19 protein-coding genes and 1 pseudogene are annotated in these 26,148 nt (G+C 56.9%); 9 read left to right on the top strand and 11 right to left on the bottom strand.

Annotated elements, in window-relative coordinates; genetic code table 11:
* Positions 1-17: 17 nt before the first annotated feature.
* A complete protein-coding gene (locus EGO56_RS20405) occupies positions 18-1,319 on the top strand; it encodes a maltoporin (RefSeq protein ID WP_135910856.1) in 1,302 nt (433 codons plus the stop codon).
* A gap of 98 nt (positions 1,320-1,417) precedes the next feature.
* Entirely contained in the window at positions 1,418-2,353 is a 936-nt protein-coding gene (malM, locus tag EGO56_RS20400; RefSeq protein WP_135910855.1) for a maltose operon protein MalM, read from the top strand.
* 157 nt (positions 2,354-2,510) lie between these two features.
* On the opposite strand, the gene EGO56_RS20395 is transcribed toward malM, so the two are convergent.
* Genes EGO56_RS20395 through EGO56_RS20385 form a run of 3 tightly spaced genes read right to left on the bottom strand, consistent with a single transcriptional unit; the run spans position 2,511 to position 4,254 of the window.
* A complete protein-coding gene (locus EGO56_RS20395; protein WP_135910854.1) occupies positions 2,511-2,828 on the bottom strand; it encodes a YciI family protein in 318 nt (105 codons plus the stop codon).
* Between the two features lie 9 nt (positions 2,829-2,837).
* Positions 2,838-3,461: an FMN-dependent NADH-azoreductase gene (locus EGO56_RS20390; RefSeq protein ID WP_135910853.1), complete on the bottom strand. Its 624-nt coding sequence runs from the start codon at positions 3,459-3,461 to the stop codon at positions 2,838-2,840.
* 37 nt (positions 3,462-3,498) lie between these two features.
* Positions 3,499-4,254 (bottom strand): alpha/beta fold hydrolase, encoded by a 756-nt coding sequence (locus tag EGO56_RS20385; protein WP_135910852.1) that lies wholly within the window; start codon positions 4,252-4,254, stop codon positions 3,499-3,501.
* Positions 4,255-4,413: 159 nt separating this feature from the next.
* Here EGO56_RS20385 and EGO56_RS20380 point away from each other — a divergent pair, with 159 nt between their 5' ends.
* A complete protein-coding gene (locus EGO56_RS20380; protein ID WP_135911037.1) occupies positions 4,414-5,433 on the top strand; it encodes a GlxA family transcriptional regulator in 1,020 nt (339 codons plus the stop codon).
* Positions 5,434-5,556: 123 nt separating this feature from the next.
* Here EGO56_RS20380 and malQ read toward each other — a convergent pair whose 3' ends face one another.
* Both malQ and malP read right to left on the bottom strand, forming a co-directional pair.
* Positions 5,557-7,623 (bottom strand): 4-alpha-glucanotransferase, encoded by a 2,067-nt coding sequence (gene malQ / locus EGO56_RS20375; RefSeq protein WP_135910851.1) that lies wholly within the window; start codon positions 7,621-7,623, stop codon positions 5,557-5,559.
* Positions 7,624-7,631: 8 nt separating this feature from the next.
* Complete coding sequence (malP, locus tag EGO56_RS20370; protein WP_135910850.1) at positions 7,632-10,034, bottom strand: maltodextrin phosphorylase; 2,403 nt, start codon at positions 10,032-10,034, stop codon at positions 7,632-7,634.
* Positions 10,035-10,316: 282 nt separating this feature from the next.
* Between malP and malT the strand changes: the two genes are divergently transcribed.
* The 4 genes from malT (at position 10,317) to yfiB (ending at position 15,629) form a co-directional block, all read left to right on the top strand.
* On the top strand, positions 10,317-13,019 hold the full coding sequence (gene malT, locus EGO56_RS20365) for an HTH-type transcriptional regulator MalT (protein ID WP_135910849.1): 2,703 nt from the start codon (positions 10,317-10,319) through the stop codon (positions 13,017-13,019).
* Between the two features lie 363 nt (positions 13,020-13,382).
* Entirely contained in the window at positions 13,383-13,943 is a 561-nt protein-coding gene (yfiR, locus tag EGO56_RS20360) for a regulatory sequestration protein YfiR (RefSeq protein WP_135910848.1), read from the top strand.
* Between the two features lies 1 nt (position 13,944).
* Positions 13,945-15,153, top strand: coding sequence for a diguanylate cyclase DgcN/YfiN (gene dgcN / locus EGO56_RS20355; protein WP_135910847.1), 1,209 nt, complete (start codon positions 13,945-13,947; stop codon positions 15,151-15,153).
* A gap of 2 nt (positions 15,154-15,155) precedes the next feature.
* Positions 15,156-15,629 (top strand): outer membrane lipoprotein YfiB, encoded by a 474-nt coding sequence (gene yfiB, locus EGO56_RS20350; RefSeq protein WP_135910846.1) that lies wholly within the window; start codon positions 15,156-15,158, stop codon positions 15,627-15,629.
* 133 nt (positions 15,630-15,762) lie between these two features.
* Here yfiB and iolG read toward each other — a convergent pair whose 3' ends face one another.
* From iolG to EGO56_RS20330, 4 genes and pseudogenes are all read right to left on the bottom strand, one after another.
* A complete protein-coding gene (iolG, locus tag EGO56_RS20345) occupies positions 15,763-16,773 on the bottom strand; it encodes a bifunctional inositol 2-dehydrogenase/D-chiro-inositol 1-dehydrogenase (RefSeq protein WP_135910845.1) in 1,011 nt (336 codons plus the stop codon).
* A 9-nt stretch (positions 16,774-16,782) separates the two neighbouring features.
* On the bottom strand, positions 16,783-17,610 hold the full coding sequence (locus EGO56_RS20340) for a TIM barrel protein (protein WP_135910844.1): 828 nt from the start codon (positions 17,608-17,610) through the stop codon (positions 16,783-16,785).
* A gap of 91 nt (positions 17,611-17,701) precedes the next feature.
* Positions 17,702-19,144 (bottom strand): annotated as a pseudogene (locus tag EGO56_RS20335) (sugar porter family MFS transporter).
* A 321-nt stretch (positions 19,145-19,465) separates the two neighbouring features.
* A complete protein-coding gene (locus tag EGO56_RS20330; RefSeq protein ID WP_135910843.1) occupies positions 19,466-20,368 on the bottom strand; it encodes a LysR family transcriptional regulator in 903 nt (300 codons plus the stop codon).
* Between the two features lie 100 nt (positions 20,369-20,468).
* On the opposite strand from EGO56_RS20330, the gene EGO56_RS20325 reads away from it, so the two are divergent.
* Both EGO56_RS20325 and EGO56_RS20320 read left to right on the top strand, forming a co-directional pair.
* A complete protein-coding gene (locus EGO56_RS20325) occupies positions 20,469-21,536 on the top strand; it encodes an SDR family oxidoreductase (RefSeq protein WP_135910842.1) in 1,068 nt (355 codons plus the stop codon).
* Between the two features lie 86 nt (positions 21,537-21,622).
* Entirely contained in the window at positions 21,623-22,279 is a 657-nt protein-coding gene (locus EGO56_RS20320; RefSeq protein WP_135910841.1) for an SDR family oxidoreductase, read from the top strand.
* 383 nt (positions 22,280-22,662) lie between these two features.
* Here EGO56_RS20320 and fumA read toward each other — a convergent pair whose 3' ends face one another.
* Positions 22,663-24,309: a class I fumarate hydratase FumA gene (gene fumA, locus EGO56_RS20315; protein ID WP_135910840.1), complete on the bottom strand. Its 1,647-nt coding sequence runs from the start codon at positions 24,307-24,309 to the stop codon at positions 22,663-22,665.
* A gap of 156 nt (positions 24,310-24,465) precedes the next feature.
* Positions 24,466-25,974, bottom strand: a complete 1,509-nt coding sequence (locus tag EGO56_RS20310; RefSeq protein ID WP_013196201.1) for an anion permease — start codon at positions 25,972-25,974, stop codon at positions 24,466-24,468.
* Positions 25,975-26,148 lie beyond the last annotated feature (174 nt).

Genomic DNA, 26,148 nt, shown 5'->3' with positions numbered 1-26,148 from the left:
ACCTCAGGAGATAGAAAATGTTAACTCTGCGCAAACTTCCCATTGCCGTTGCCGTCGCGGTGGGAACCCTCTCCGCCCCGACGATGGCGGTTGATTTTACCGGTTACGCCCGTTCCGGCATTGGCTGGACCGGCAGCGGTGGCGAGCAGCAATGTTTCCAGGCGACCGGCGCTCAAAGTAAGTACCGTCTGGGTAACGAATGTGAAACCTACGCCGAACTGAAATTAGGCCAGGAAGTGTGGAAAGAGGGCGATAAAAGCTTCTATTTCGACACCAACGTGGCTTACTCCGTGGCGCAGCAGAATGACTGGGAAGCGACATCACCCGCCTTCCGCGAAGCCAACGTTAAAGGTAAAAACCTGATTGATGCGCTGCCAGGTTCCACCATCTGGGCCGGTAAGCGCTTCTATCAGCGTCACGATGTTCATATGATCGACTTCTACTACTGGGATATCTCCGGTCCGGGCGCGGGTCTGGAAGATGTTGATCTCGGCTTTGGTAAGCTCTCTTTCGCCGCAACCCGTTCGTCTGAAGCTGGCGGCTCTTACACCTTCTCCAGCGATCGTATCCGTGACATCGCCACCAGCACCGCCAACGACGTGTTTGATGTGCGTCTGGCCGGTCTGGAAACTAACACGGATGGCGTGCTGGAACTGGGTGTCGATTACGGTCGTGCCAATGCCCGTGATGACTATCGTCTGGAAGATGGTGCCTCGAAAGATGGCTGGATGTTCACCGCTGAACATACCCAGAGCATGCTGAAGGGCTACAACAAGTTTGTGCTGCAATATGCAACCGACGCGCTGACCTCGCAGGGCAAAGGCGTGCCGCAGGGCACCAGTCTTAATAACAACGGTGACATGTATCGTATTCTCGATCACGGCGCGATCTCGCTGGCGGAACGCTGGGACCTGATGTACGTCGCCATGTATCAGAACATCGATCTGGACAACAACCGCGGCACCGAGTGGTACACCGTCGGTGTGCGCCCGATGTACAAATGGACGCCAATCATGAGTACGTTGCTGGAGCTGGGCTACGACAACGTGAAATCGCAGCAGGCTGGCGAGCGCAATGGACAGTATAAAGTCACGCTGGCGCAGCAGTGGCAGGCGGGTGACAGCATCTGGTCCCGACCGGCGCTGCGTCTGTTCGCAACCTACGCCAAATGGGATGAGAAGTGGGGCTACAACAAAGACAACGCTGGCGATCTCACTACCTTCGCCTCTGCTGACTCCACCGGCAACGGCATCCTGACTAACAGCCGTGGCAACAACGACGAAGTCACCTTCGGCGCGCAGATGGAAATCTGGTGGTAAGCCTTTTCTGACAGGCGCGGCCTCGCGCCTGAGGGATCTCTTTGGTCGTGGTGTGCCATTGCCTGGTTCACACCACGACCTGCAATAAGGTACGCATAATGAAAATGAAAAAACTGGCTGCACTCTGCCTGAGTGCGGCGCTGCTGACAGGGCACGCTCTGCCTGCCCTGGCCGATGTTAATCTGGTGCCGCAGGATCTCTCCGCTGCACCCGTCGTGGCTCCTGAAACGTTACAACGCCTGAGCTGGCAGCCGCTGGCGGCCTCTCAGACCCAGACCACTAAACTGGCTAATAGCGGCCAGACGCTGAACGCGCCACACATTGCCGGGCCGGTCGCGGCCTACAGTCTGCCCGCTACGATTGGTGAACTGACGCTGACGCTGAGCAGCCTTGTAGAGAACGGTCAGGTTTTTGCGCCAAACGTGCTGGTGCTGGATGAAAATCTGCGTCCGGCGGCCTGGTTTCCCAGCCGCTACTTTACCTACCAGAAGCCGGGTGTGATGACGGCGGACCGGCTGGAAGGCGTGATGAAACTCACGCCAGCGCTGGGTCAGCAGAAGGTCTACCTGCTGGTGTTCACCACCGACAGCGACCTGACGCAGACCACCACGCTGCTCGATCCGGCCAAAGCCTATGCCCAGGGCACCGGTCATGCCGTACCGGATATCCCCGATCCTGTTGCCAGCCACAGCCGCGAAGGCACGATTAAGCTGAAAATGCAGACCAGTTCCGGCTCCTCGATTCTTGTCGGTCCGCTGTTTGGCTCATCCGGGCCAGGCCCGGTCACAGTAGGTAACAGTGCACCGGTAGCAACGGCCTACAGCGCAGCGCCTGCTCCGGCCGCTGCGCCCGCGCCAAAAGCCCGTGCTGAACCCATCATGAGCGACACCGAGCATTACTTTAATCAGAAGATCACCCAGGCAGTGAACAGCGGCAACATCGACAAGGCGCTGAAACTGCTGGATGAAGCCGAGCGGCTGGGTTCCACCTCTGCGAGGCAAACCTTTATCAATAGTGTTAAAGGCAAGGGGTGATGCTGCCCCGACGCTATTGATGTTGTTCCATCTGGTGCGCTCTGGCGCACCTTTTTTTGTTGCGGCGTCTCAGCGTGCGACAGGCAGCAGCCCTGCCCAGGCGATTTTCACCACCGGAGCAGGGTTATTAAGGCGTCATAAACAACTCACCGGACCGCTATTTTACGGAGAGTGATACCGCCTCTGTTGCCCAGTGGCGGCTAAACGGCTCCGCACCGATGGCGGCAATAATTGCATCGGCCTCTACACTGACGAGGTTATAGCGGACAAAGGGATCGTCAGTGAGCGCTGTTTTGACCGCGTCGTCGTCGGGATAATTCGCCAGGATATAGCCGCCTGTTCCATCCACCCGGGGACCGGCGAAAATTATATGTCCGGCCACGATATTATCGGCGAGCCATTTTTTATGCCCCACAGTATGGTGGGCCAGTTCATCCTGATTGTGCAGATAGTTTAGTGTGATGGAATATAACATGGTCACTCCTTAATTAACGGCGGCTACGATGTCAGAAACGGCATTCAGCGCCCGTTCAATTTCGTGCTGGCGGATATCGTCAGATTTGGACGCCCCCTCGGCGCGAATAAAATGAATTTTCTCAATACCGAGGAAACCGAAATACGCACTGAGATACCGCTCCTGAAAATCCATTGAAGCGAAGGGGCCGTTTTCATAAAACCCGCCACGCGCCGACGCGACAATCACCGTTCGTCCGCCCGCCAGCCCGACCGGACCTTTTTCGGTGTAGCGGAAAGTTTTGCCCGGCTGAGCCAGACGATCCAGCCAGGCCTTGAGCTGGCTGGGAACGGAAAAGTTGTACATCGGCGCGCCTATCACCATGATGTCGCTGGCCAGAAATTCGCTGACCAGCGTATCCGATAAGCGATGCTGGCTTTGCGTCTCTTCATCCGCGTCGTTAACACCCAGCGGCCTGAACCCCTGAGCAATGGGGCCGGTTAAATGCGGTATGGCATCTTCCGTGAGGTCGCGATAATGAAGGCGGGCAAGGCTGTCCCGCGCCTGGAGCTGCCGGACAATTTCCGCCGATAATAAACGCGTAACCGACTCACTTTTTGAAATACTGGAATCAAGATGAAGAATAACGGACATGAATCCTCCTGGCGTGGGCGTAGTAATCACTCAATGGTTAATTCAGGCTTTTTGCCGCTTTTGTAATAAACGTGGCAACGTCGTCGGGATGCGAAATAAGTGAAAGGTGGCTGGAGTGTAGATTTTTCGTCACAGAGCCAGTCTGAGCCGCTATTTTTTTTTGTACTTTATAGGGCAGGGCATTGTCGTTTTGAGTCAGCAGATACCAGGAGGGTTTACCTCTCCAGGCCGCCTGTTTGATTTTGTCATTAAAGGCGCTGGCCGCGATGGGCTGCTGAACCGCTGCGAGCTTCTGTACTTCATCTGATGCGACGTCCGCCGCCATGACGTGCTGAAATGCCGCCGGGCTGTCGAGCCAGATCAGGCCGTGCGAGTCTGGCGTCATACCCTCCATCGGGCTGCCGAGACGGTTTAACAGATCGCTGACCGATTCACCGCTGTCGGGTACCAGCGCCGAGAGATAGACGATCCCCCGCACCTTTTCATTATTGCCCGCCTGCGTCACCACGGCACCCGCCCAGGAGTGCCCGACCAGCAGAACGTCGCCGTGCTGCCGGGCGATTACCCGCTCGGTGGCGTCAACATCGTCCTGCAGGGAGGTCAGGGGATTCTGCACCGCCGTGACGTGATAGCCTTTAGCCTGCAGGCGTTCAATAACCGCTGACCAGGATGAGCCATCGGCAAATGCGCCATGTACCAGCACGATGTTGGTGATGCCTTGTGCATTTACCATCGCGGGCGCGCTCATCAGGGCGGCCAGGGTGATGGCACAGAGTGAACGAAAGCGCTTCATTAATGTTGTTTCCTTCCGGTATCTTTTGCTGTGAGAAAGGGGGGTATCTGGCCCCTGTGCTGTTGAATCCAGTCTAAGCCGCTGCCTGACATTGAGTAAGGTGAGAAGAGGGACTAAAAGCATGCAAAAAACGACAAAACGGATCGCCTGTTCATGACAATACGCATCGCGATCATCGCGCTTGAAGGTAGCCTGCACTCTTCAATCTCTGGTTTGTCCGATATGTTCTGGATGACCCATCAGGCGGTGCAAAACCTGCCGAAACAGCCCGGCGGGACAGCAGGTAACCTGTTTGATGTGCAGATTGTCAGTGCCGACGGCGCCCCGGTGCGGGATGCGCAGGGCCGGATGATCGCTGTGGATTGCGCCTTTGCAGACGTGGATCAGCCAGATATCGTCATCGCGACCGGCATGGCGCTTGGCCCTGACCGCCTGCCGGTTCATATGCCGGGGTTTGTTCAGGCTGCTGGCTGGATAAAGCAGCAGTATGAGCATGGTGCCAGCGTGGCGGGAGCCTGCGCGGGAGCGTTGTTGCTGGGCGAGGCGGGCCTGTTAAATGGCAGACACTGCACTACAACATGGTGGCTGTTCCATACCCTGCAACAACGTTATCCGGCCGCGAAACCGGTGTGGGGTAAGGCGATGGAAGAGGACGGGCGGGTGCTGACAACCGGCGGGCCGCTGTCTTGGGTGAGCGTGGCCCTGCAGATCATTCGCCGTGAAGCCGGTGGTGACATCGCTAAACTTACGGCCGACATGGCCGTTGCCGACAGCCAGCCTTTATCGCAGCAGGTTTATGCGCCACCGGGCTTTGTGAATACCCGTCATCCTTTGCTGATGCGGGCAGAAGAGATTATTCGTTATCGCAATCCGGCCATTACCGCCGAGCAACTGGCGGCAGCCCTGCACACCACCGAACGCACTTTGCAACGCAGACTTAAAACGCTGACGCAGGAGACGCCAAAAGCCTTTATCACCCGCGTGAGGATCGAGTCAGCCTGTGTCTTACTGGCCAATCCGCAGGCCAACATCCGGGAAGTGGCCGCACACTGTGGCTACAAAGAGGATACGGCGTTTCGTAAGGCGTTCAGCCAGACGCTCGGCATGACGCCGGTGCAGTATCGTAAATGGATCACGGAGAGAAATAGAGATAGCGGCCAGCCCGCCAGCCGGGAGTAACGCCCGGTATCTGACGACTCGTGCTAGAAGCGCGTTAAATCCAGCTTGCCGGATGCTGGCCCGCGCCTTCCCTGGCGCGCATTAATCTGGCCACTATTTTGTTCTGCATCCTTCGTATTAATCTCAGCTCCGCAGCCGCCGCTTACGGCGCGCCGTCAAATCCCTTAACAACACGTCAGTTTCCTGATCGCTGAACAGTGCCTCAACAGTCACGCTCAGCTTGCGTCGCCAGTTCGGGTATTCGTCGCTGGTACCGGGAATGTTGACCGGCGCGGCCATATCCAGCCAGTCCTCCGGTTGCAGACCCAGCAGGGCGCTGTGGCTGTCCGCCAGATAGCGCTGCATCGCCCGGTTCAGTGCCTTACTCATCCCGGTGCGGCGTGCATCGCGTCCGGCACGTTTCGGCAGCGCACCGACCCGATGCAGACTGTTGAGCAGCGCCTGTTTCGCCCGGAGTCGATCCTGATACAGCCCAGCCAGCACCACTTTGTCGGGATAAAGACCGAGTTGCGCGCCGGTCGTCAGATCGTCACTTTGCCACCAGCCGCGCAGCGTCGGGAGATCGTGCGTGGTGGCGACAGCCATCGCCTGACGTGGCCAGCTGGCGGGCGGACGAAAACCGGCGTCGGAGGTCTGTTCGAACCAGAGCACTTTATAGGAGTAAACGCCGCCATGCCGCAGCTTATCGACAATCGCCTCCGGCACGGTGCCGAGATCTTCGCCAATCACCATGCAGCGATGACGCTGGCTCTCCAGCGCCAGAATCGCCAGCAGATCGTCGATGGGATAGTGCACATAAGCGCCGTGGTCGGCACTTTCTCCCGCCGGGATCCACCACAGCCGCATCAGCGCCATTACATGATCGATACGCAGCGCGCCGCAGTGACGCATGCTGGCGCGCAGCAGGGCGATCCACGGCTCCCACGCGCGCTGACGCATCACCTGCGGATCCATGGGCGGCAATCCCCAGTCCTGACCGCGCGGGCCAAGAATATCCGGCGGTGCACCGATGCTGGCTTCCATGCAGTAGAGATCGCGCTCGCTCCAGGTTTCTGCGCCACCCTGGGCGACGCCCACCGCCAGATCGCGGTACAGTCCGATCGGCATCTGCTGCTGCTGGCAACAGTTCCAGCAGCTTTCAAACTGCTGCGCGGCCAGCCACTGCAGCCAGAGCCAGAAACGCACCTGATCCTGATGCTGATTTAAAAACGTCTGCACCGCCGGGCTGCCGGGATGCTGTAACGCCTCCGGCCAGACCGGCCAGCCCCAGCGTGCGCTGTCCTGCGCCATCTGATCCGCATGCAGCGCATCAAACAGCGCCTGATGCAGCAGGCTCTCGCCGCCTTCACTGACAAAAGCATTAAACGCCTGCACCTCAGGATCGATAGCGGCACGCAGGGTAAACTGCGGCCACGCCAGGCTCAGCGCCTGAATTTTCAGCCGGGTTACCGCCGCATAATCGACCCATTCGGCTGCGCGTGCCTGCGCCAGTATCTGCTGCGTTTCGGGCAACTGCCACCAGGCCTGCGCGGCGGCGCTCAACCGGAAGTCAGCGACCGCGCTCACATCGATGTACACCACATTGAGCCAGCGCCGGGACGACGGGCTGTAAGGACTGGCACTCTCCGGGCTGGAGGGAAACAGCGCATGAATCGGATTGAGGCCGATAAACGCACCGCCGCGTGCGGCGATTTCCGGTAACATCCGGCGCAGATCGCCAAAGTCGCCAATACCCCAGTTTTCGGCCGAGCGCAGGGTATACAGCTGCACGCAGGCGCCCCACAAGGATTCACCCGCCAGCAGTTGAGGGGGTTCATAACAGCGGGCAGGGGCAATAATCACCCTGCATGACCACTGCTGCGCGCCCTGTTGCAGCGTCAGCTGATGATAGCCTTCGGGCAGCGGCGGCAGATGCAGCGGCTGGGCGGGCTGGCAGCGACCGGAGCTGATCTCACCCGCCTCGCTGATGAGATGCCAGTGGGCATCGTCGCACAGCTGCGGCAAGAGGCTGAGCGACTCGCCGCTGCGAAAAATTACCGCCGGTGGCAGCGGCATGCTTAGCGGATGGGAAGGATGCATCACCGCCAGCAACCGCTGGCGGGTCAGGGTCGGAATCGCCTGTGGCTTACCGTGTGCATTGATATACTCAGCGGCGATGCCTGCCAGGGAAAATTCATCCAAAACTTTCATGGCGTTCCTTAGCGTTTCGCTTGCCAGATGCGCTGCTGGTAGTCGCGGATCGCGCGATCGGAGCTGAATATGCCGCAGCGCGCGGTATTGAGGATGGTGGCACGCGTCCAGGCCTCCTGATCGCTCCACAGCAGTTCAACCTGCGCCTGCGCATTCAGGTAGGGTTGGAAGTCAGCCAGCACCAGATAAGGATCGCCGCCTTCCGGGCCGAGGCTCTTCAGCATTGCGTCAAACGCGTGCAGGTCGCCCTGGCTGAAGGTGCCATCTTCCAGCGCCTGTAACACCTGATTGAGCTGCGGATCTTTTTTGCGCCACTGCGCCGGGGCATAGCCCTCTGCTTTTAATGCCTTCACCTGTTCCACGGTATGCCCGAAGATAAAGATGTTCTCGCTGCCGACCTGCTCTGCGATCTCAACGTTCGCGCCATCCAGTGTGCCGATGGTCAGCGCACCGTTAAGCGCCAGCTTCATGTTACCGGTGCCGGAGGCCTCTTTACCGGCGGTAGAGATCTGCTCAGAGAGATCGGCGGCGGGAATCAGCCGCTCGGCAACGGAGACGTTGTAATCGGGAATAAACACCACTTTCAGCCGGTCGCCAATGCGCGGATCCTGATTAATCACCTCAGCCACTTTGTTGATGGCGTAGATGATATTTTTTGCCAGCGCATAGCCGGGCGCGGCTTTGGCACCAAACAGCACCACGCGTGGCGCGCGATTCGCCTGCGGATCGCTGACCAGCGTCTGCCACAGCGCAATGATATGCAGCAGGCTCAGATGCTGACGTTTGTACTCATGCAGGCGCTTAATCTGCACATCAAACAGCGCGGTCGGGTCGATTTCGATACCGGTGCGGTTTTTGATCCAGCCGACCAGTGCCTGTTTGTTCTGCTGCTTGATGGCGCGATAGTCCGCGCGGAAGGCGGCGTCATCCGCAAAGGCTTCCAGTCTCTGCAGGGCATCGAGATCGTTCAGCCACGGCTTGTTCAGCGTTCGGGTGATCAGCGCACTCAGCGCCGGGTTGCACTGATTGATCCAGCGGCGCGGCGTAATGCCGTTGGTCACGTTATGGAATTTCTCCGGCCACAGCTGGTGATACTCCGGGAAGAGATCCTGCACCACCAGTTTCGAATGCAGCGCTGCCACGCCGTTAACGGCAAAGCCGCTGGTGACGCAGAGATTGGCCATCCGCAGCTGGTTGTTATGCACCAGCGCCAGTTTTGCCCATTTTGCGTCATCGTCCGGCCAGCGCGCCGTGACAGCCGTTTTCAGCTGCGCGTTGAGGGTGTTGATAATCATCATATGGCGCGGCAGCAGGCTGCGCACCAGCCGGACATCCCAGCACTCCAGCGCTTCCGGCATCAGGGTGTGGTTGGTGTAGGCGAAGGTGTGCTGGGTGATCTGCCAGGCGCGATCCCAGCTCAGCTGATGCTCATCCAGCAGCAGCCGCATCAGCTCGGGGATTGCCAGCGTCGGATGGGTGTCGTTCAGCTGAATGACTTCGTAATCGGCCAGGGTTTCAATGTTGCGTCCGGCCAGATGATGGCGACGCAGAATGTCAGCCAGCGCGCAGGCGCACTGGAAATATTGCTGCATCAGACGCAGTTTTTTACCGTTCTGATGATTGTCATTGGGGTAGAGCACTTTGGTCAGTTTTTCTGCATCAATGCCCTGTTGTTCCGCGCGCAGAAAGTCACCGTCGTTAAAACGACCCAGATTAAACGGCTGCGCATGTTTCGCCTGCCACAGACGCAGTGGCTGACTGATGCCATTCTCAAAACCGACCACCGGCAGATCCCAGGCTTCACCAGTCAGTTCAAACGCCGGCTGCCACTGCGGCTGCCCCTCAACGGTCACCACTTTACCGCCCAGCCCGATCCGAACGTTGAGCGCGGCGTTGTGGTTAAACCAGGGATAGCGATCGCGCTGCCAGTCATCCGGGCCTTCAATCTGTGCGCCCTGTTCAAAGCGCTGGCGGAACAGTCCGTACTGATAGTTCAGACCATAGCCCGTCGCAGGCTGACCCACGTTCGCCATGGAATCCAGGAAGCAGGCTGCCAGCCGACCCAGGCCGCCATTGCCCAGCGCCGGATCCGTTTCGTTTTCCAGCACGTCGGTCAGTGAAACGTTCCAGGCCGAGAGCGCGTCGTTAACCGCGTCATACCAGCCCAGGTTCAGCAGGTTGTTGCCGGTCAGGCGACCAATCAGAAACTCCATTGACAGGTAGTTAACATGGCGCAGGTCTGTCGGGACCGGGGGAGCAGGCTGTGCGGCCAGCATATCGGCCAGCGCACCGCTGAGAGCCTGCCACCACTGTGCGTGGGTCATCTCCTGCGCATCGCGCAGGCCAAAACGCTGCCACTGACGGGTCAGGGCCGCGTTGAACTGAGTCGGGTTGAAATCGGGCTGTGTCATGGTTGATGTCCTGTAAAAACAGAAAATGGGTCAATGTGGCGACAGTCTGCCCGGGTGGAAATCATTGCTCATCCTCCTGAAAAGAATTAGGGCAGGAGGATAGGGAGGGTGGAGAGGATGAGGCTAATCCGAAATCGTCGCAGGAGTGTGATTGCGCCCGCTTTTGTAAAGTTTAATTAATGGGTTTGCTTGCATTCATCTGACGAAATGCTGAACCTGTGTAAGGAATAATTACGAAGCGTAAAATAATGATGCGCTCGACAAATGGAGAAACGCGCGCCCATGTTAATACCCGCCAAACTCAGTCGCCCGGTGCGTCTTGAAGGCACCGTGATCCGCGAGAGATTACTGCAAAAGCTCACCGCTGCCGGTAACTATCGGCTGGTGCTGGTGACCAGTCCGGCGGGCTACGGTAAGACCACACTGGTGTCACAGTGGGCGGCGGGAAAAAGCGATCTGGGCTGGGTTTCTTTAGACGAGGGTGATAATCAGCCGGAGCGCTTCGCCGATTACCTGATCGCGGCACTGCAACAGGCAACACACGGCGGCTGTCCCCGCAGTGAGCTGCTGGCGCAGAAGCGGCAATATGTGAATCTCAATGCGCTGTTTTCCCAGCTGTTTATCGAGCTGGTGGAGTGGCAGCAGCCGCTGTGGCTGATCGTTGACGACTACCATCTGATCACCAATCCGGTGATCCATGACGCGATGCGCTTTTTCCTGCGCCATCAGCCTGAAAATCTGACCCTGATTCTGATGTCACGTAACCTGCCGCAGCTCGGTATCGCTAACCTGCGGGTGCGGGAACAGCTGATCGAGCTGGGCAGCCAGCAGCTGGCGTTCACCCATCAGGAAGCGCGCCAGTTTTTTGACTGCCGTCTGGCGGCCCCGCTGGAAAGCGAAGAGAGCAGTCGCCTGTGTGATGATGTCGCGGGCTGGGCGACGGCGCTGCAGCTGATTGTACTATCGGCACGCCAGGGAGCCAGTTCGGCGCAGCATTCCGCCCGGCGTCTCTCCGGCATTAATGCCAGCCATCTCGCCGACTATCTGGTGGAAGAGGTGCTGGATAACGTCGATCTGCCCACCCGCCATTTCTTACTGAAAACCGCGCTGCTGCGCTCAATGAACGATGAACTGATCGCCTGCGTGACCCGCGAAGAGAACGGTCAGATGCGTCTGGAAGAGATCGAGCGTCAGGGACTGTTTCTGCAGCGCATGGACGATTCCGGCTGCTGGTTCAGCTACCATCCGCTATTTGGCAACTTCCTGCGTCAGCGCTGTCAGTGGGAACTGGCGGCGGAGCTGCCTGCGCTACATCGGGCTGCAGCCGAGAGCTGGATGGCGCAGGGCTTTCCCGGCGAGGCGATTCACCATGCGCTCGCCTCGGGCGATGCCACCATGCTGCGGGATGTACTGCTGAAGCACGCCTGGACGCTGTTTAATCAGAGCGAACTGCCGCTACTGGAGAACTCTCTAAAAGCGCTGCCGTGGGAGATGATGCTCGACAACCCGATGCTGGTGCTATTGCAGGCGTGGCTGATGCAGACTCAGCATCGCTTTTCAGAAGTCGACAGCCTGCTGGCGCGTTTTGAGCAGGCCAGCTACTGTGAGATTGATGCGGCACTGCGCGGTGAATTTAATGCGTTGCGCGCTCAGGTGGCGATCAACGATGGCAATACCGATGAAGCGGAGCGGCTGGCGAAAGTGGCGCTCGATACCCTGCCAGCCAGCCGTCACTACAGCCGCATTGTGGCAACCTCGGTGCATGGCGAGGTGATGCACTGCAAAGGCGAACTGGACGATTCACTCAAGCTGATGCGGCAGACTGAACAGATGGCGCGTCGCGATGAAGTGTGGCACTACGCGCTCTGGAGCCTGATTCAGCAGAGCGAAATTCTGTTTGCGCAGGGCTTTTTGCAGGCTGCTTATGAGATCCAGAGCCGCGCCTTTGTGCTGGTGGAAGAGCAGCATCTGGCGCAGTTCCCGCTGCATGAGTTTCTGCTACGCATACGTGCCCAGCTGCTCTGGGCCTGGGGCCGCCTGGAAGAGGCAGAGCAGGCGGCGCGCGAAGGCATCAAGGTGCTGAATGGTTACCAGCCGCAGCAGCAAATCCAGTGTCTGGGATTGCTGGTGCAGTGCTCGCTGGCGCGCGGCAATCTGGATAACGCCCGCAGCTATCTGAACCGTCTGGAAAACCTGCTGAACAACGGTAACTGGCACAGCGACTGGATCGCCAATGCCGATAAAGTCCGGGTGATCTACTGGCAGATGACCGGCGAAAGCCAGAACGCCCGCGACTGGATGCGGCAGACACCCAAACCCGCCTTCGCCAACAACCATTTTCTGCAGGGCCAGTGGCGAAACATTGCCCGCGCGCAGATTCTGCTGGGGGATGTCAGTCAGGCAGAAGTGGTGCTGGAGGAGCTGAATGAGAACGCCCGCGCCCTGCGCCTGATGAGCGACTTAAACCGTAATCTGCTGCTGCTGAATCAAATCTACTGGCAGACCGACCGCAAAGCGGAGGCGCAGCGCGTGCTTATTGAAGCGCTGAAACTGGCGCGCAGCACCGGCTTTATCAGCCACTTTGTGATTGAAGGCGAGATGATGGCGCAGCAACTGCGGCAGCTGATACAGCTTAATACCCTGAATGAGCTGGACAGCCACCGCGCCCGCCGCATCCTGCTGGAGATCAACAAATACCACCGTCACAAGTTCGCCCATTTCGATGAAGGCTTTGTCAGCCGGTTGCTTAACCATCCTGACGTGCCGGAACTGATCCGCACCAGCCCGCTGACGCAGCGCGAATGGCAGGTGCTGGGGTTAATCTATTCGGGCTACAGCAACGATCAGATTGCCGGTGAGCTGGCGGTCGCGTCTACCACCATCAAAACCCACATCCGCAATCTCTATCAGAAACTGGGCGTGTCACATCGCAGTGAAGCGATGAATCAGGTGCAGTCGCTGCTGAAAATGATGGGGTATGTCTGAGGGTATTAAGGGGCATAGGTTAATTGCGGAATATCGCTGGCGCGATACATTATCAGCATCACGTTTATTCTGACCTCTTTATCCAGTCTGTGCCTTAAAACGAATAGCTGAGCGGATTGCTGCACCAGAAGAGAGGCGTAATTACGCACCACAAATAGCCGGTGAAATGCGTTAATCCTCTGCCGGCCGTCTCTGTCAAAAGCCGTTATCACCGAAGACTATTCCGTGAATAAGCCTGTCTGAAAGTATAAGCAGAATGATCTATAGCTAAGAAAATTCTGTGTGCAAGCGTAACCCGCGCTATGTTAATATTTGCGCGCTTATTCAGCTCTCCTGCCGTGCGTAGTATTACTGGAACGCAGTATGACCGATAAATATCACCTTCATCATGACGTCGATGTGCTGCTTCTGCTGCGCCGCATCTGCCAGATCGCCTTAACGCTACTTATTCTGCTGAGTCTTCATCCCTCTGTTGGGCTGGCCGGGATAAAGGATAACAAGGCTAATCGTATCGTCAGCGGCATCATCAGTTTTACCCACTGGCAAAATTTAAATAAACCGCCTGAATTATGTGTTTTTACTTCAGCGCGTCATCTCTCTTTGCCGGAAAACAGCGCCGCTGCAGCAGCGACATTCACCGTTGTCTATCTTGCGGGTGCAGGTGATCTTGCGTCGCATCGCTGCGACGCCCTTTATTTCGGCGATCAGACACCGCAGCAGCAGGTGGACATTATTGAGCAGCTGAAGGGAAGAGCGGTGCTTACCCTGGCAGAGAACAATGCGGAATGCACCGTGGGCGCCGCTTTTTGCCTGATTTTTCAACCGGACCATACGCACTTCTCCGTTAATCTCGATTCACTTGCCAGAAGCGGTGTCAGAGTGAATCCGGATGTGCTTTTGCTCTCCCGCGAGGGAAGTGAATGAAATGAAATTCGATAAACTAAAGCACGATAAATCATCCATCCGCAATAAACTGCGGAAAATAAGCACCATCAATTCGGCGGTGATATTACTGTTGTGCTGGCTGTTGCTGTCATCGACGTCGCTCATTTTTATTAAAAACTATGAGAAATGTAATCTTGATTTAATCGGCTCGACGCTGAGCACCACGCTAACTGCGGCAACCGTATTTGCCGACAGCTACGATGCGCGTAATAAAATTGAACGGTTTGGCAATGAGGGCATGTATGACTCTGCAAAGCTGGTTACCCGCGATAACATCGTTCTGGCTAAGTGGAATGCACAGCGGGAACAGACGGGCTGGTTTTCACGGTTGCTGCGTGAGTGGATTTACCTCAAACCGCTTAACGTCAATATCATTCATGCTGACGTCGTTGTCGGCACCCTGACGCTGGAAGGCACCGTGACCGGCGCGGTGAGTTTCCTTCAATACTCCTTCATGATCCTCTCTGTCGGGATGCTCTGCGTGCTGATTATTTCACTGATGCTGAGTGAATTTCTGCATCGGGGTATTATTGCGTCGCTCCGCACCATTACCAGTTCGATTCACTATGTGATTCACTCGGGTGATTTTTCCCTGCGTATTCCGGGTGGCCCGATCAGAGAATTTCAGCTCTTTTCTGATGACCTCAACTCCCTGCTGATGGAGATGCAGTCGCTCAAGGCGTCGCTGCTTCGTGACAATCGCTCGCTGGCAGCGAAAGCGCTGTCCGATCCGCTGACCGGTCTTGCCAACCGCAGCGCCTTCTCTGCTCGCCTGACTCAGCGCCTTGACCAGCCACATGAGCACGAACGCTTTGCGCTGCTGTTTCTGGATGGCGATCGCTTCAAGAGCATCAATGATAACTGGGGTCATGCCGCCGGAGACGAAGTGTTAAAAGCGATAGGCTCGCGTCTTTTATCACTGGCGTCTGAACAGGATTTAGTCGCCCGTTTAGGTGGGGATGAATTTGCCATGCTGGTCAGCAGCCGGACGAGTGAGGCGCAGTTACAGCAGCTTATGCAGCGCATTGACGACACCATCGGGGAACACATTCTTATTGCAGAGGGCATGCCGGTTACGACCTCGGTGACCATTGGCTACGCGTGGTCACAGCCTGGTGATACGGTTGAATCTATCCTCGAACGTGCCGATATGAACATGTACAAAAATAAGCGAAAAAATAGGGCGTAAATATGAAGAGAAACCTTTCCCTGCTATTGCTTACGCTGGCGCTGGTCGGTTGTCAGTCAAAAGCGCGTTTCAGCGACGCGCAAATCGCAGCGATGAAAAGTGCCGGGTTCACGCAGAATATGGAAGGCTGGGGGTTAGGCTTATCCGATAAGGTTCTGTTTGGTGTAAATGAATCAGAGCTGACACCCTCCAGTAAGCTCACCATCCAGGGGATGGCGAAAAATCTGGCGTCGACCGGTATTAAACATGTCCGCATTGATGGGCATACCGATAATTACGGCAAACCCGATTATAACCAGCAGCTGTCGCTAAAAAGAGCGAACGCGGTCGCGGCTCAGTGGGCGGAAGGCGCGGCGATACCGCGTGAGAATATTGTGACGCGTGGCTTGGGCATGAGTTCACCGGTTGCCAGCAACAACAGCGCGCAGGGTCGTGCGCAGAACCGACGCGTGGCCATTGTCATCACCGCGCCGTAACTATTCAGCGGCCGCGTAATTTTGCGGCCCGCCTTTTACATAGCGGGTTGGCTGATTACCCATAGCGGGAAGCGTCGCTGAAAGGGGTGGGACAGGGAAGTGCACGGTGGAATTCCACCGTGCACTTTTCCTGTCAGCGATAGAAGGCTGGTCTGGCTGGCATTGTAACCGGCACGATCCCGCCGGACGTCTGCGCCGCAACGCAGGCATCGGCGGCTACGGCAGCGGCATAGCCATCCCACGCGGAGGGACCGGTCATCTCACCGCTGATGACGTTGTTAATAAAGGCCTGTAACTCCACGTCATAGGCATCGATAAAGCGCTTTTTCCAGTCCGTCAGAATGGTGGTCGAGAGCTTTGCCGCGCTGCGCAGTTGCACCGAAACCGGCTCCGGCAGGCGGGCAATGCCGCTTTCACCCACCACTTCACACTGAATGTCGTAACCATATTCACAGTTCACGAAAATTTCGACATCAATGCGCGCGCCTTTGGCAGTCTCCAGCAGTACGATCTGCGGGTCACGCAGGTGGGATGACGCCTTACGGGTTTTACGCGGGAAGATCACCTGCACGCTGGCATAGTCATCATTCAGCAGCCAGCGCAGCACATCGAGTTCGTGGATCAGCGTGTCGGTGATCGCCATGTCGGTGGTGTAGCTGTCGCCTACTTCCGGGTTGCGGTGCGCGCAGTGCAGCATTAAAGGCTCACCAATCTCGCCGCTGTCGATCACCGCTTTCAGTGCACGATAGCCACTGTCGTAAGGACGCATAAAGCCGACCTGCACCAGCTGACGTCCCGCTTTGATCTCCGCTTCCACGATATTCATACAGCCCTGCGCGGTAACGGCCAGCGGCTTCTCGCAGAACACCGCTTTGCCCGCCTCAATACAGGCCAGCACAAAGGCTTCATGCGTCGGACCCCAGGAGGTGACCAGCACCGCGTTAACCTGCGGGTCGTTGATCAGATCAATCGCATTGTCATAAATGCGCGCTTCCGGCGTCAGTTCGTCAACAATCTGCTGGCAGTTTTCGCGGTTGATGTCGTTGAGTGCCACCACGCGCGCATTCTGTAAAACGGTACTGCAACGGCGGATATGTTCGCGGCCGATTGCGCCGGTGCCGATAACACCAATATTAATGGTCATAATGATTCCTTACGCTGAGTGGTTTAACAGCTGGATGCTGTTGCGAATTTCGCGGGTGATGTCCGCTTCCTGCCAGCTGTTCATCACGGAGGAGAACGGCTCAAAGGCGTAAAGGCCGGTGTAGCCCATCTTCTCCAGCCGCTCGACCTGCTGTTTGCTGCGCAATCTGTCATCTGCGCTGAGCATAATGCGCTCTTCATCTGTCAACTGACTGACCGGGCGCGGGTCGGTGACGCCGGAGAGGTGAACCAGACCGATTTGCTGAATGTCGATTTCCTGCTCAAAGGTCTGCTCCGCATCCTCAAACAGATGATGATGGAAGGTGTCGATCAGCAAGCGGAACGGCACGCCCGCTTCGCGGATGAGCGTCTGCGCCTGGGTTGCTGAACGCAGTGAGCTTTGTGGAAAGCCGAGCGGCTCAACCAGCCCCTGAATGCCTGCGTCGGCAAAGAGCGGGGCCAGCGTTTTTAGCGCGCTGATGGTGTCGGCGGCGCTGATGGGCGTGCCGTCATTGAGCGGGCAGAGCACCAGTGATTCTGCGCCGACAGCCTGCGCATCGCTTAACAGCTGGCGGGCGCGTTGCAGCACCTCTTCATTCAGCTGGTTAAACGGGTAGAGCGCGTTGATGGTGACAATCCGGATGCCTGACTCACGCGCCAGCGCTTTCACCTCATCGCCGCTGAGATCGTCGGTGACGCGTCCGCCGGGCATATCATTGCGCAATTCGACATTGTGAATACCGAGCTGGCTGACCAGCTTAAAAAACTGCGGGATGCTCAGGCTGGGCGCTATTTTACGATTGACGCAAAAACGCGCATTGGGAATATTCAGGCTCATAACAGTTTCCTTAAATTATGGGTGCGGTGTTAAGGGCGAACGGGTCGTCATGCCTCATGACATTTTTTATTTCATTCACAGCGAGCAGGGGTTATTTGTTGCCGTTATAAAGCGCATAGAAATAGTGCTCGACCTGCTCAAGACTTCTTCCCCGGGTCTCGGGAATAAACTTCACAACAAAAACAGAACCGCCGATGCCGATTGCGGCGAATATAAAGAAGGCACCGGCCAGACCAAATGCGGCTAATAACAATGGGAAGGCCATGGAGATGGCAAAATTCGCAATCCACAGCGAGAAGACCGCGCCGCCCATACAGATGCCGCGCATCCTGGCCGGGAAGATTTCCGACAGCAGCAGCCAGGTGACCGGTGACAGCGCGCCCTGCTGGAAGCAGAGAAACAGCAGCATGCCCGCCAGCACCAGATAAGCCCGAACCAGGTTTACCGCGCCGTTGAGATATTCCGGCATCAGCCAGCAGACCAGCCCGATAAAGAACAGGCAGCAGGTGCAACCCATCTGTCCGATTAACACCAGCGGGCGACGGCCCGTTTTGCCGATTAACCAGATGCCGGCCAGCGTCATCACCACTGAAATCACCCCATTCGCGATGGTGGCGAACAGCGCGGCATCGTTGCTCAGCCCGGCGGCGGTGAGCATGGTCGGCGCGTAATACATGATGGTATTGACGCCGGTCAGCTGCTGAATCGCGGCGATGCCGACGCCGAGTAGGAAGATTTTCATCAGCTAGGGTGTTGCGAGATCGCGCAAGCGGCCTTTACCCCGCTGGCGGTTCTCTTCGATGGTTTCTTCAATCTCTTCCAGTTCCCACTCAACATCTTCAGCGGCGCGGGTTTTTTCCAGCACCTCACGCGCAGCCTGGCTGCGGCCTTTCATCACATGCCAGCGCGGGGTTTCAGGCATAAATATCATGCCGATCCAGAGCAGAGCGGCGGGGACTATCGACAGCGCCAGCATCCAGCGCCAGGTATTTTCGCCGCCCCAGATATCGTTAAAGGTGGCGTTTGAGATATATGCCAGCAGCTGACCGCTGACGATCATCAGCTCCTGCAGGGTGACCAGCTGGCCGCGTTTATTGGCGGGGGCGATCTCTGCGATGTAAACCGGCACGGTGGCCGCGGCACCGCCCACGGCAAAGCCCAGGAACAGGCGCGAGGCGATCATCCAGGTGACATCCGGCGCCAGGGCAGAGCCGATTGCGCCAAAGGCGAAGATCAGCGCCAGCGCAATGATGATGCGGCGTCTGCCCAGGCCATCTGCCAGATGACCGGCCGCCAGCGCGCCAAAGGCGGCACCAAACAGCAGGGAGCTGGTGACCAGCCCGGTGGTAAACGGGGTGAGATGCAAATCGCCGCGCATAAACAGTAGCGCGCCCGAGACCACGCCCGTGTCATAACCAAACAGCAATCCACCCAGGGTGGCGACCAGCGCAATAATCTTCACAAAAGGCTCGGTGCGGGTGGCGCTATTTGGACCGGAGGCCGGGTTCGACGAAATATAAAGTTCTTTTTCCATGAAAACTCCTGGTAATAACAACAAAGACAAAACGTCAGAACATGAAGAAGCCATCACCCTACTGATATTTTTATTTCGGGTTAAATTATATTTGAAACTTAGTTTTCATTATGTGAGTTCAAGCCTTCCGCGCTTTTTATTTTGATGGGATTCCATCAAATCGAAAATAAAGCCATTAATTTTAAGCGTGTTATTTATGCGGATAGACGATTGCGGATATTTCAGGCAGGGAGAAATGGGCACGAATGCCGGGTCGAAAAGAACAGAGGAACAGGGTCAGGATGAAATATCCCAACCGTATTAATCAGAAGTAAGCCGGTATCAGCGAATGGCGAGGGCGTTGAGTGCCGACAATAGTGCATCCACTTTTGGCAGGAACTGTTTGCGGCGTGGCCACACCACGCTCAGCGTCAGCCCGTCGGGTTGTAACTGCGGCATAATAATTTCCACTTCACCGGCGGCCACGGCGCGCTGAATAAGCCAGGAGGGCATCTGCGCGACACCCAGCCCGGCAATGACTGCCTGAAGCTGAGCATCGACGTCGCCCAGCGCCAGCCGGTAGGGCACGTCGCGCCAGTGGGGCTGACCATCTTCGGTGGTGAACAGCCAGGGTTTAGTTGTGCCATCCACGCGCTCATAAAGAATGGCAGGATGGTTCAGCAGCGCTGCTTCATTTTCAGGACGGCCTTCGCGGTCAAGATAGGCGGGAGAGGCACAGAACTGCATCTTTTCGCGACCCATGTTACGCCAGCCCAGCGACGCGGGCAGGTCGGGCGCACCGCCTATCCGCACTGCCACATCCACGCCTTCCTCAAACAGGTCAACAAAGCGATCGGACAGACTCAGGCTCAGTGCCAGCTCCGGATTTTGCTGGCAGAAGGGCATTAGTACCGGCATGACGTTGAGGCGTCCAAAGGTGGTGGGTACCGCCAGGCGCAGACGGCCGGAAGGAATGGTGCGCTGGGCGGCCAGTACCGCCTCGGCTTCGGCCAGATCCTCCAGCACCCGCAGACAGGTCTGATAATAGGCGCTGCCCGCGTCGGTCAGATTCAGGCTACGCGTGGTGCGCTCCAGCAGCCGCGAGCCTAAGCGCGTCTCCAGGCGGCTGACGCTTTTGCTGACCGCCGAACCGGTCACATGCAGACGTTCAGCCGCGGCGGTAAAGCTGCCGCACTCCACGCTGGCGACAAAGGGCAGAATATCTTTGAGGCGATGATCGTGCATCGATTAGTGAACTCAGGTTGAGAATGCTGTGAATAAATGCCAGAGATAAGAACTGAATTCTCTATTAGGCTTAGCATTACGCAAAACGAGGAGAAATCAAATGAAAAAGCACGCTTTGATTGTGGGCATCAGCGGCGTTATTGGTCGCGCACTGGCAGATAAATTACAGCAGGAAGGCTGGCAGGTCAGTGGCCTGTCACGCGGACGTGGTGCAGTACCTGAAGGCGCAACCAGCCTGACCGCCGATCTGACCGATGCAGATGCTGTGCGTGACGCACTGAAAGAGGTCAAACCGGACGCGCTGTTTTTCAGCGTCTGGGCGCGTCAGGAAAATGAGAAAGAGAACATCCGCGTTAACGGCGGCATGGTTCGCAACGTGATTGAAGCCCTCGGCGATCGCCTGAAAGGTTCGCACGTCGCGCTGGTGACCGGGCTGAAACACTACCTGGGTCCGTTTGAAGCGTACGGCAAAGGTGCCGTGCCGGTGACACCGTTCCGTGAAGAGCAGGGGCGTCAGCCGGTCGATAACTTCTACTATGCGCAGGAAGATGAAGTGTTCGCGGGCGCAGAGAAGTATGACTACCGCTGGAGCGTGCACCGTCCGCACACCATCATCGGCTATGCCGTAGGCAACGCGATGAACATGGGGCAGACACTGGCGGTTTATGCAACATTGTGCAAAGAGAAGGGCTGGCCGTTTATCTTCCCGGGTTCGCCGGAGCAGTGGAATGGTGTCGCAGATATGACCGATGCCGGTCTGCTGGCCGAGCAACTGCGCTGGGCGGCAACGTCACCTAACGCCGCGAATCAGGATTTCAACGCAGTCAACGGCGATGTGTTCCGCTGGAACTGGATGTGGCCAAAACTGGCTGACTATTTCGATATCGAAGCCGCAGACTACCCGGCGCAGATGATGCCGCTGGAAAATCGCATGCAGGAAGCTGACAGCGCATGGCGGGCGATTGCAGAACAGCACCAGCTGCGTGAGGCCGATGTCACTAAGCTGGCTTCATGGTGGCATACCGATGCCGACCTGGGCCGCCCAATGGAAGCTTTCACCGACATGAGTAAGAGCCGCAAAGCGGGCTTTACCGGCTACCGCAGTACGCTGGACTCCTTTACGCAGCTGTTTGATAAACTGAAAGCGGAAAAAGTGATTCCGGAATAAACCCAGCAGGCGCCGCATCAGGCGCCTGTTTCGTTTCTGGCAGATAGCTATACTCTGACACCTGATCAGTGAATGGAGGAAATCTTATGGCGACATGTTTCATTATCGGCGCAGCAGGCAAGGTGGGCCAAAAGCTCACCCGTCAGCTGAGCAGTAAAGGTCACACTGTCACGGCATTGCACCGCAAGCCGGAACAGGCTGATACCCTGCAGGCCGCAGGCGCTAAGCCTGTCGCGGGCGATATTCAGCAGCTGAGCGTGACGGCGCTGGCAGAGCTGATGGCCGGTCACGACGTAGCGGTCTTTACAGCGGGTGCGGGCGGTGCCGGTATCGCGCTGACCAATGCCATCGACGGTGAAGGGCTGAAGCTGGCGGTCGCCGCTGCAGAGCAGGCTGGCGTGTCGCGCTTTATGCTGGTATCCGCTTTTCCGGATGCAGGCCGCGGTAAAACGCCGTCTGAGGGATTTGAGAACTACATGCGGGTGAAGCGTCTGGCAGATGCGGAGCTGGTGGCGAGTAAGCTGGAGTGGGTGGTCCTGCGGCCGGGAACGCTGACCGATGAAGCTGGTACGGGTCGGGTGCGTGCCGATCTGGCGATCCCCTATGGTGAGATCCCGCGCGAAGATGTGGCGGCGACGCTGGTCGGGCTGATTGAGAATCCGGCGATTAAGTATCAGATCATCGAACTCACCCAAGGCGATGAGCAGATCGATGTGGCGTTGCAGCGGTTGCAGCGCGGTTAACAGGGTCCGATAGCGGCGCTTTAGTTTACCCGGGAAGGTAGGGGTGGGTTAGCGCTTAGATCGAGGCTGCTCAGGAAACGCGGTCAGATCGGAAAGACGCAAAAGCCGCCATCCATGGCACGCTCGGCCCGCGCCGTCCTGGCGCGGGACGCTTTCCTCCTCTGACCGCGTTTCCTGCGCGTAAAGCTAAGGTGTTGCTGTCAGAATTATGCTGCTTTCATTGTCGCTATGCGCCGGGCTAAAAAGTTGCTGCTGGATTTGTCTTGAGTTGAAAGTCCGTTTCCTGCGCATGCTTACTCTTACAGCTATCTGGTCCTTAATCTGTCAGTCCACATCAAAAAAAAGCCCCGAGACCGGGGCTTTTTTCTTATCTGACGCAGTTTTTACTTCACGCATTTCGCGCAGTGTGCGCGCTCAATATGCTGGAAGAAGTCATTACCTTTGTCATCGACCAGGATAAAGGCAGGGAAGTTCTCCACCTCGATTTTCCAGATTGCTTCCATGCCCAGCTCAGGATACTCCACGCATTCCAGACTCTTGATGCTCTGTTGCGCCAGCACCGCAGCCGGGCCACCGATGCTGCCCAGATAGAAGCCGCCATGTTTATGACACGCATCCGTCACCTGCTGGCTACGGTTACCTTTTGCCAGCATGATCTTGCTGCCGCCGTGGGCCTGCAGCAAATCAACGTAGGAGTCCATGCGGCCTGCGGTGGTCGGGCCGAGTGAACCGGATGCATAACCTTCAGGCGTTTTGGCCGGACCAGCGTAATAGACCGGATGATCTTTAATGTACTGCGGTAATCCTTCGCCGTTATCGATGCGCTCTTTGAGTTTGGCATGAGCAATGTCTCGCGCCACGATAATGGTGCCGGTCAGTGACAGACGGGTAGAAACCGGATACGCAGAAAGCTGCGCCAGAATCTGCTCCATTGGACGGTTGAGATCAACCTGTAACACCTCACCTTCGCCCTGCTGACGCAGCGCTTCCGGGATCAGGCGGCCTGGGTTGGCTTCCAGTTTCTCAATCCAGATACCTTCGCGGTTGATCTTCGCTTTGATATTACGGTCAGCCGAGCAGGAGACGCCCATGCCAATCGGGCAGGAGGCGCCGTGACGCGGCAGACGTACCACGCGGATGTCGTGCGCGAAATATTTGCCGCCAAACTGCGCGCCAAGGCCGAGCTGCTGCGCCGCTTCCAGCAGTTCCTGCTCCAGCTGAACGTCGCGGAAAGCCTGACCGTGCTCGTTGCCTTCGGTTGGTAAGCCGTCGTAGTAGTGCGTAGAGGCGAGCTTAACGGTTTTCAGGGTGCTTTCTGCCGAGGTGCCGCCGATAACAAACGCAATATGGTAAGGCGGGCAGGCTGCGGTGCCGAGGGTGCGCATCTTATCTACCAGGTAATTTTTCAGCTTGCCCGGACTCAGCAGCGCTTTGGTTTCCTGATAGAGATAGGTTTTGTTAGCGGAGCCGCCACCTTTAGCGATACAGAGGAATTTATACTCATCGCCATCGACGCTGTAGAGGTCGATCTGCGCCGGCAGGTTAGTGCCGGTGTTCACCTCTTTGTACATATCCAGCGCGGCATTCTGTGAATAGCGCAGGTTATCTTCGATATAGGTGTTGTAGATACCCTGTGACAGTGCGGCTTCATCGCCGCCGCCGGTCCAGACGCGCTGGCCCTTTTTGCCCATGATGATCGCGGTGCCGGTATCCTGACAGGTTGGCAGCACGCCTTTGGCGGCAATTTCAGAGTTTCTTAAAAACTGCAGGGCGACATATTTGTCATTGTCGCTGGCTTCCGGGTCATGAAGGATGGAAGCCACCTGCTGCTGGTGGGCCGGACGCAGCATGAAAGAGGCGTCGTGGAACGCCTGCTGGCTCAGCAGGGTCAGCGCCTGCGGGTCGACTTTAAGGATCTCCTGACCCTCAAACTCGGCGACCGAGACATGCTCGCGAGTCAGCAAATAGTATTCAGTATCTTCGTGGGACAGCGGAAAAGGGTTCTGATAGACAAAAGGTTTGTTCGACATTTTTTCTCACTTAATGACCGGCTGAACCTCCGCGGGCAGGCTGCGGGGCGCAACATCATAGGCGAATTCATTGTTTATTATGCTTCCCCGCCGCGGATGCGGCGGGGAAGTGAAGGAATGGTATCTTATAACGCGTTGATCTGCATGTTGTATCCGTCAGAACATCCACACCATCCACGGATAAGCAATCACCATCATGGAGACCAGGAAGATGGCACCAAAGATGGTACCCAGACGCCAGTAATCTTTAGTCGGCAGATAACCGCTGCCGTAATAAATCGGGCTTGGGCCAGTGCCGTAAGGGGTGATGATGCCCATCACACCCAGAGAGGTACACAGCATCAGGCAGAAGACCGGCATATTGATGCCCGGGATTGAGGCTGCAATGGTGAGCATGGCCGGTAACAGGGCGGTGGTATGCGCGGTGGTACTGGCAAACAGGTAGTGCAGCAGGAAGAAGGCGATTAACAGCACTACGGCTGAAATCTGCGGGTCGTACCCCTGCAGCAGCATGCCACCTTCTTTACCTAACCAGGCGATAAAGCCGACACGGGCCAGACCATCAGCCAGCGCCACCAGCGTTGCGAACCAGGCAAAGGTGTTCCAGGCCGGTTTATTGCTGGTAATGTCGTTCCAGTTCAGGACGCCGGTCCACAGCATCAGTACCACCACCAGCAGTGCAGCCATCGCAGGCTCAATCCACGAGGTGGCGAAAATCCACATCAGCAGGGCACAGACCACGAACACCAGCAGCAGGATTTCGTTACGGGTCAGGCGGCCCAGTTTTTCCAGTTCAGCGATAGCCCATTTCGGCACTTCATCGTTGATTTTGACTTCAGGCGGATAGAACCAGTAAGCCAGCAGCGGCATAGTCAGAATCAGCAGCACGCCCAGCGGCAGGAAGGCCAGGAACCACATACCCCATGAGATATCGAAACCGATAATGCTTTTCACCAGCGCCAGTGCCAGCAGGTTAGGTGCCAGCGCTGACAGGAACATTGAGCTGGTAATACAGGCTGCGGTGATGGCAACCCACATCAGATACGAACCGATCTTACGGGCGCTCGGGTCGTTGGGTTTAGAGCCATAAAGCGGAGGCAGGTTAGCGATAATCGGATAGATAGTACCGCCACTGCGCGCGGTGTTGGACGGGGTAAACGGAGCCAGAAGCAGGTCAGCAAAGGTAATGGCATAACCCAGCGTCAGGCTGCGGCGACCCAGATACTTCACCAGAATCAGGGCCAGACGACGACCAAACTGCGTCTTGTCATATCCGGCGGCGAACATAAAGGCACCGAAGATGAGCCAGACCGTGGAGTTGCCGAAACCGCTGACCGCCCACTTGAAGGATTCACTGGCGACTTTAAATTTCGGGTCAGCCAGTTCCGCCGGGCTGAAGAGGACAAACTGACTGAACAGGGCGATGGCCACGACGCCGGTCAGGCCGATAACAGCACCCGGCAGCGGTTCAAAGATCAATCCGACAATCACGCCGACAAAGATGGCGAAGAAGTGCCAGGCGTAGGGTTCGAGACCGGCCGGCGTCGGCACCAGCAACAGCAACACGGCAACGATGACTGGCAGCGCCAGCATGATAGCTTTCTTTTTACCCGCCGCCGCAGGTGCGGCTTTAGGGGGTTCAGTTACAGCTGAGAGTGGTTTCATAGTATTTTATCTGCAAGTTGAGAAGAATGCGATTTGCGCCCCGGACCTTCACTGATGACTTTCTTATTTATTCTTAATAGTGTGAATAAACCGCGATGCACTGATTTTTTTAATCTGCTGCTGGACTATTGAGCAGCATATTTAAATCCATGTAAATATGATGCGATTTTTGCA

Origin of the sequence: Pantoea vagans (assembly GCF_004792415.1) — a bacterium.
GTDB classification, from domain to species: domain Bacteria; phylum Pseudomonadota; class Gammaproteobacteria; order Enterobacterales; family Enterobacteriaceae; genus Pantoea; species Pantoea vagans.
The sequence above is the reverse complement of the archived record's forward strand: the minus strand, read 5'-3'. Positions and strand labels throughout refer to the sequence as shown.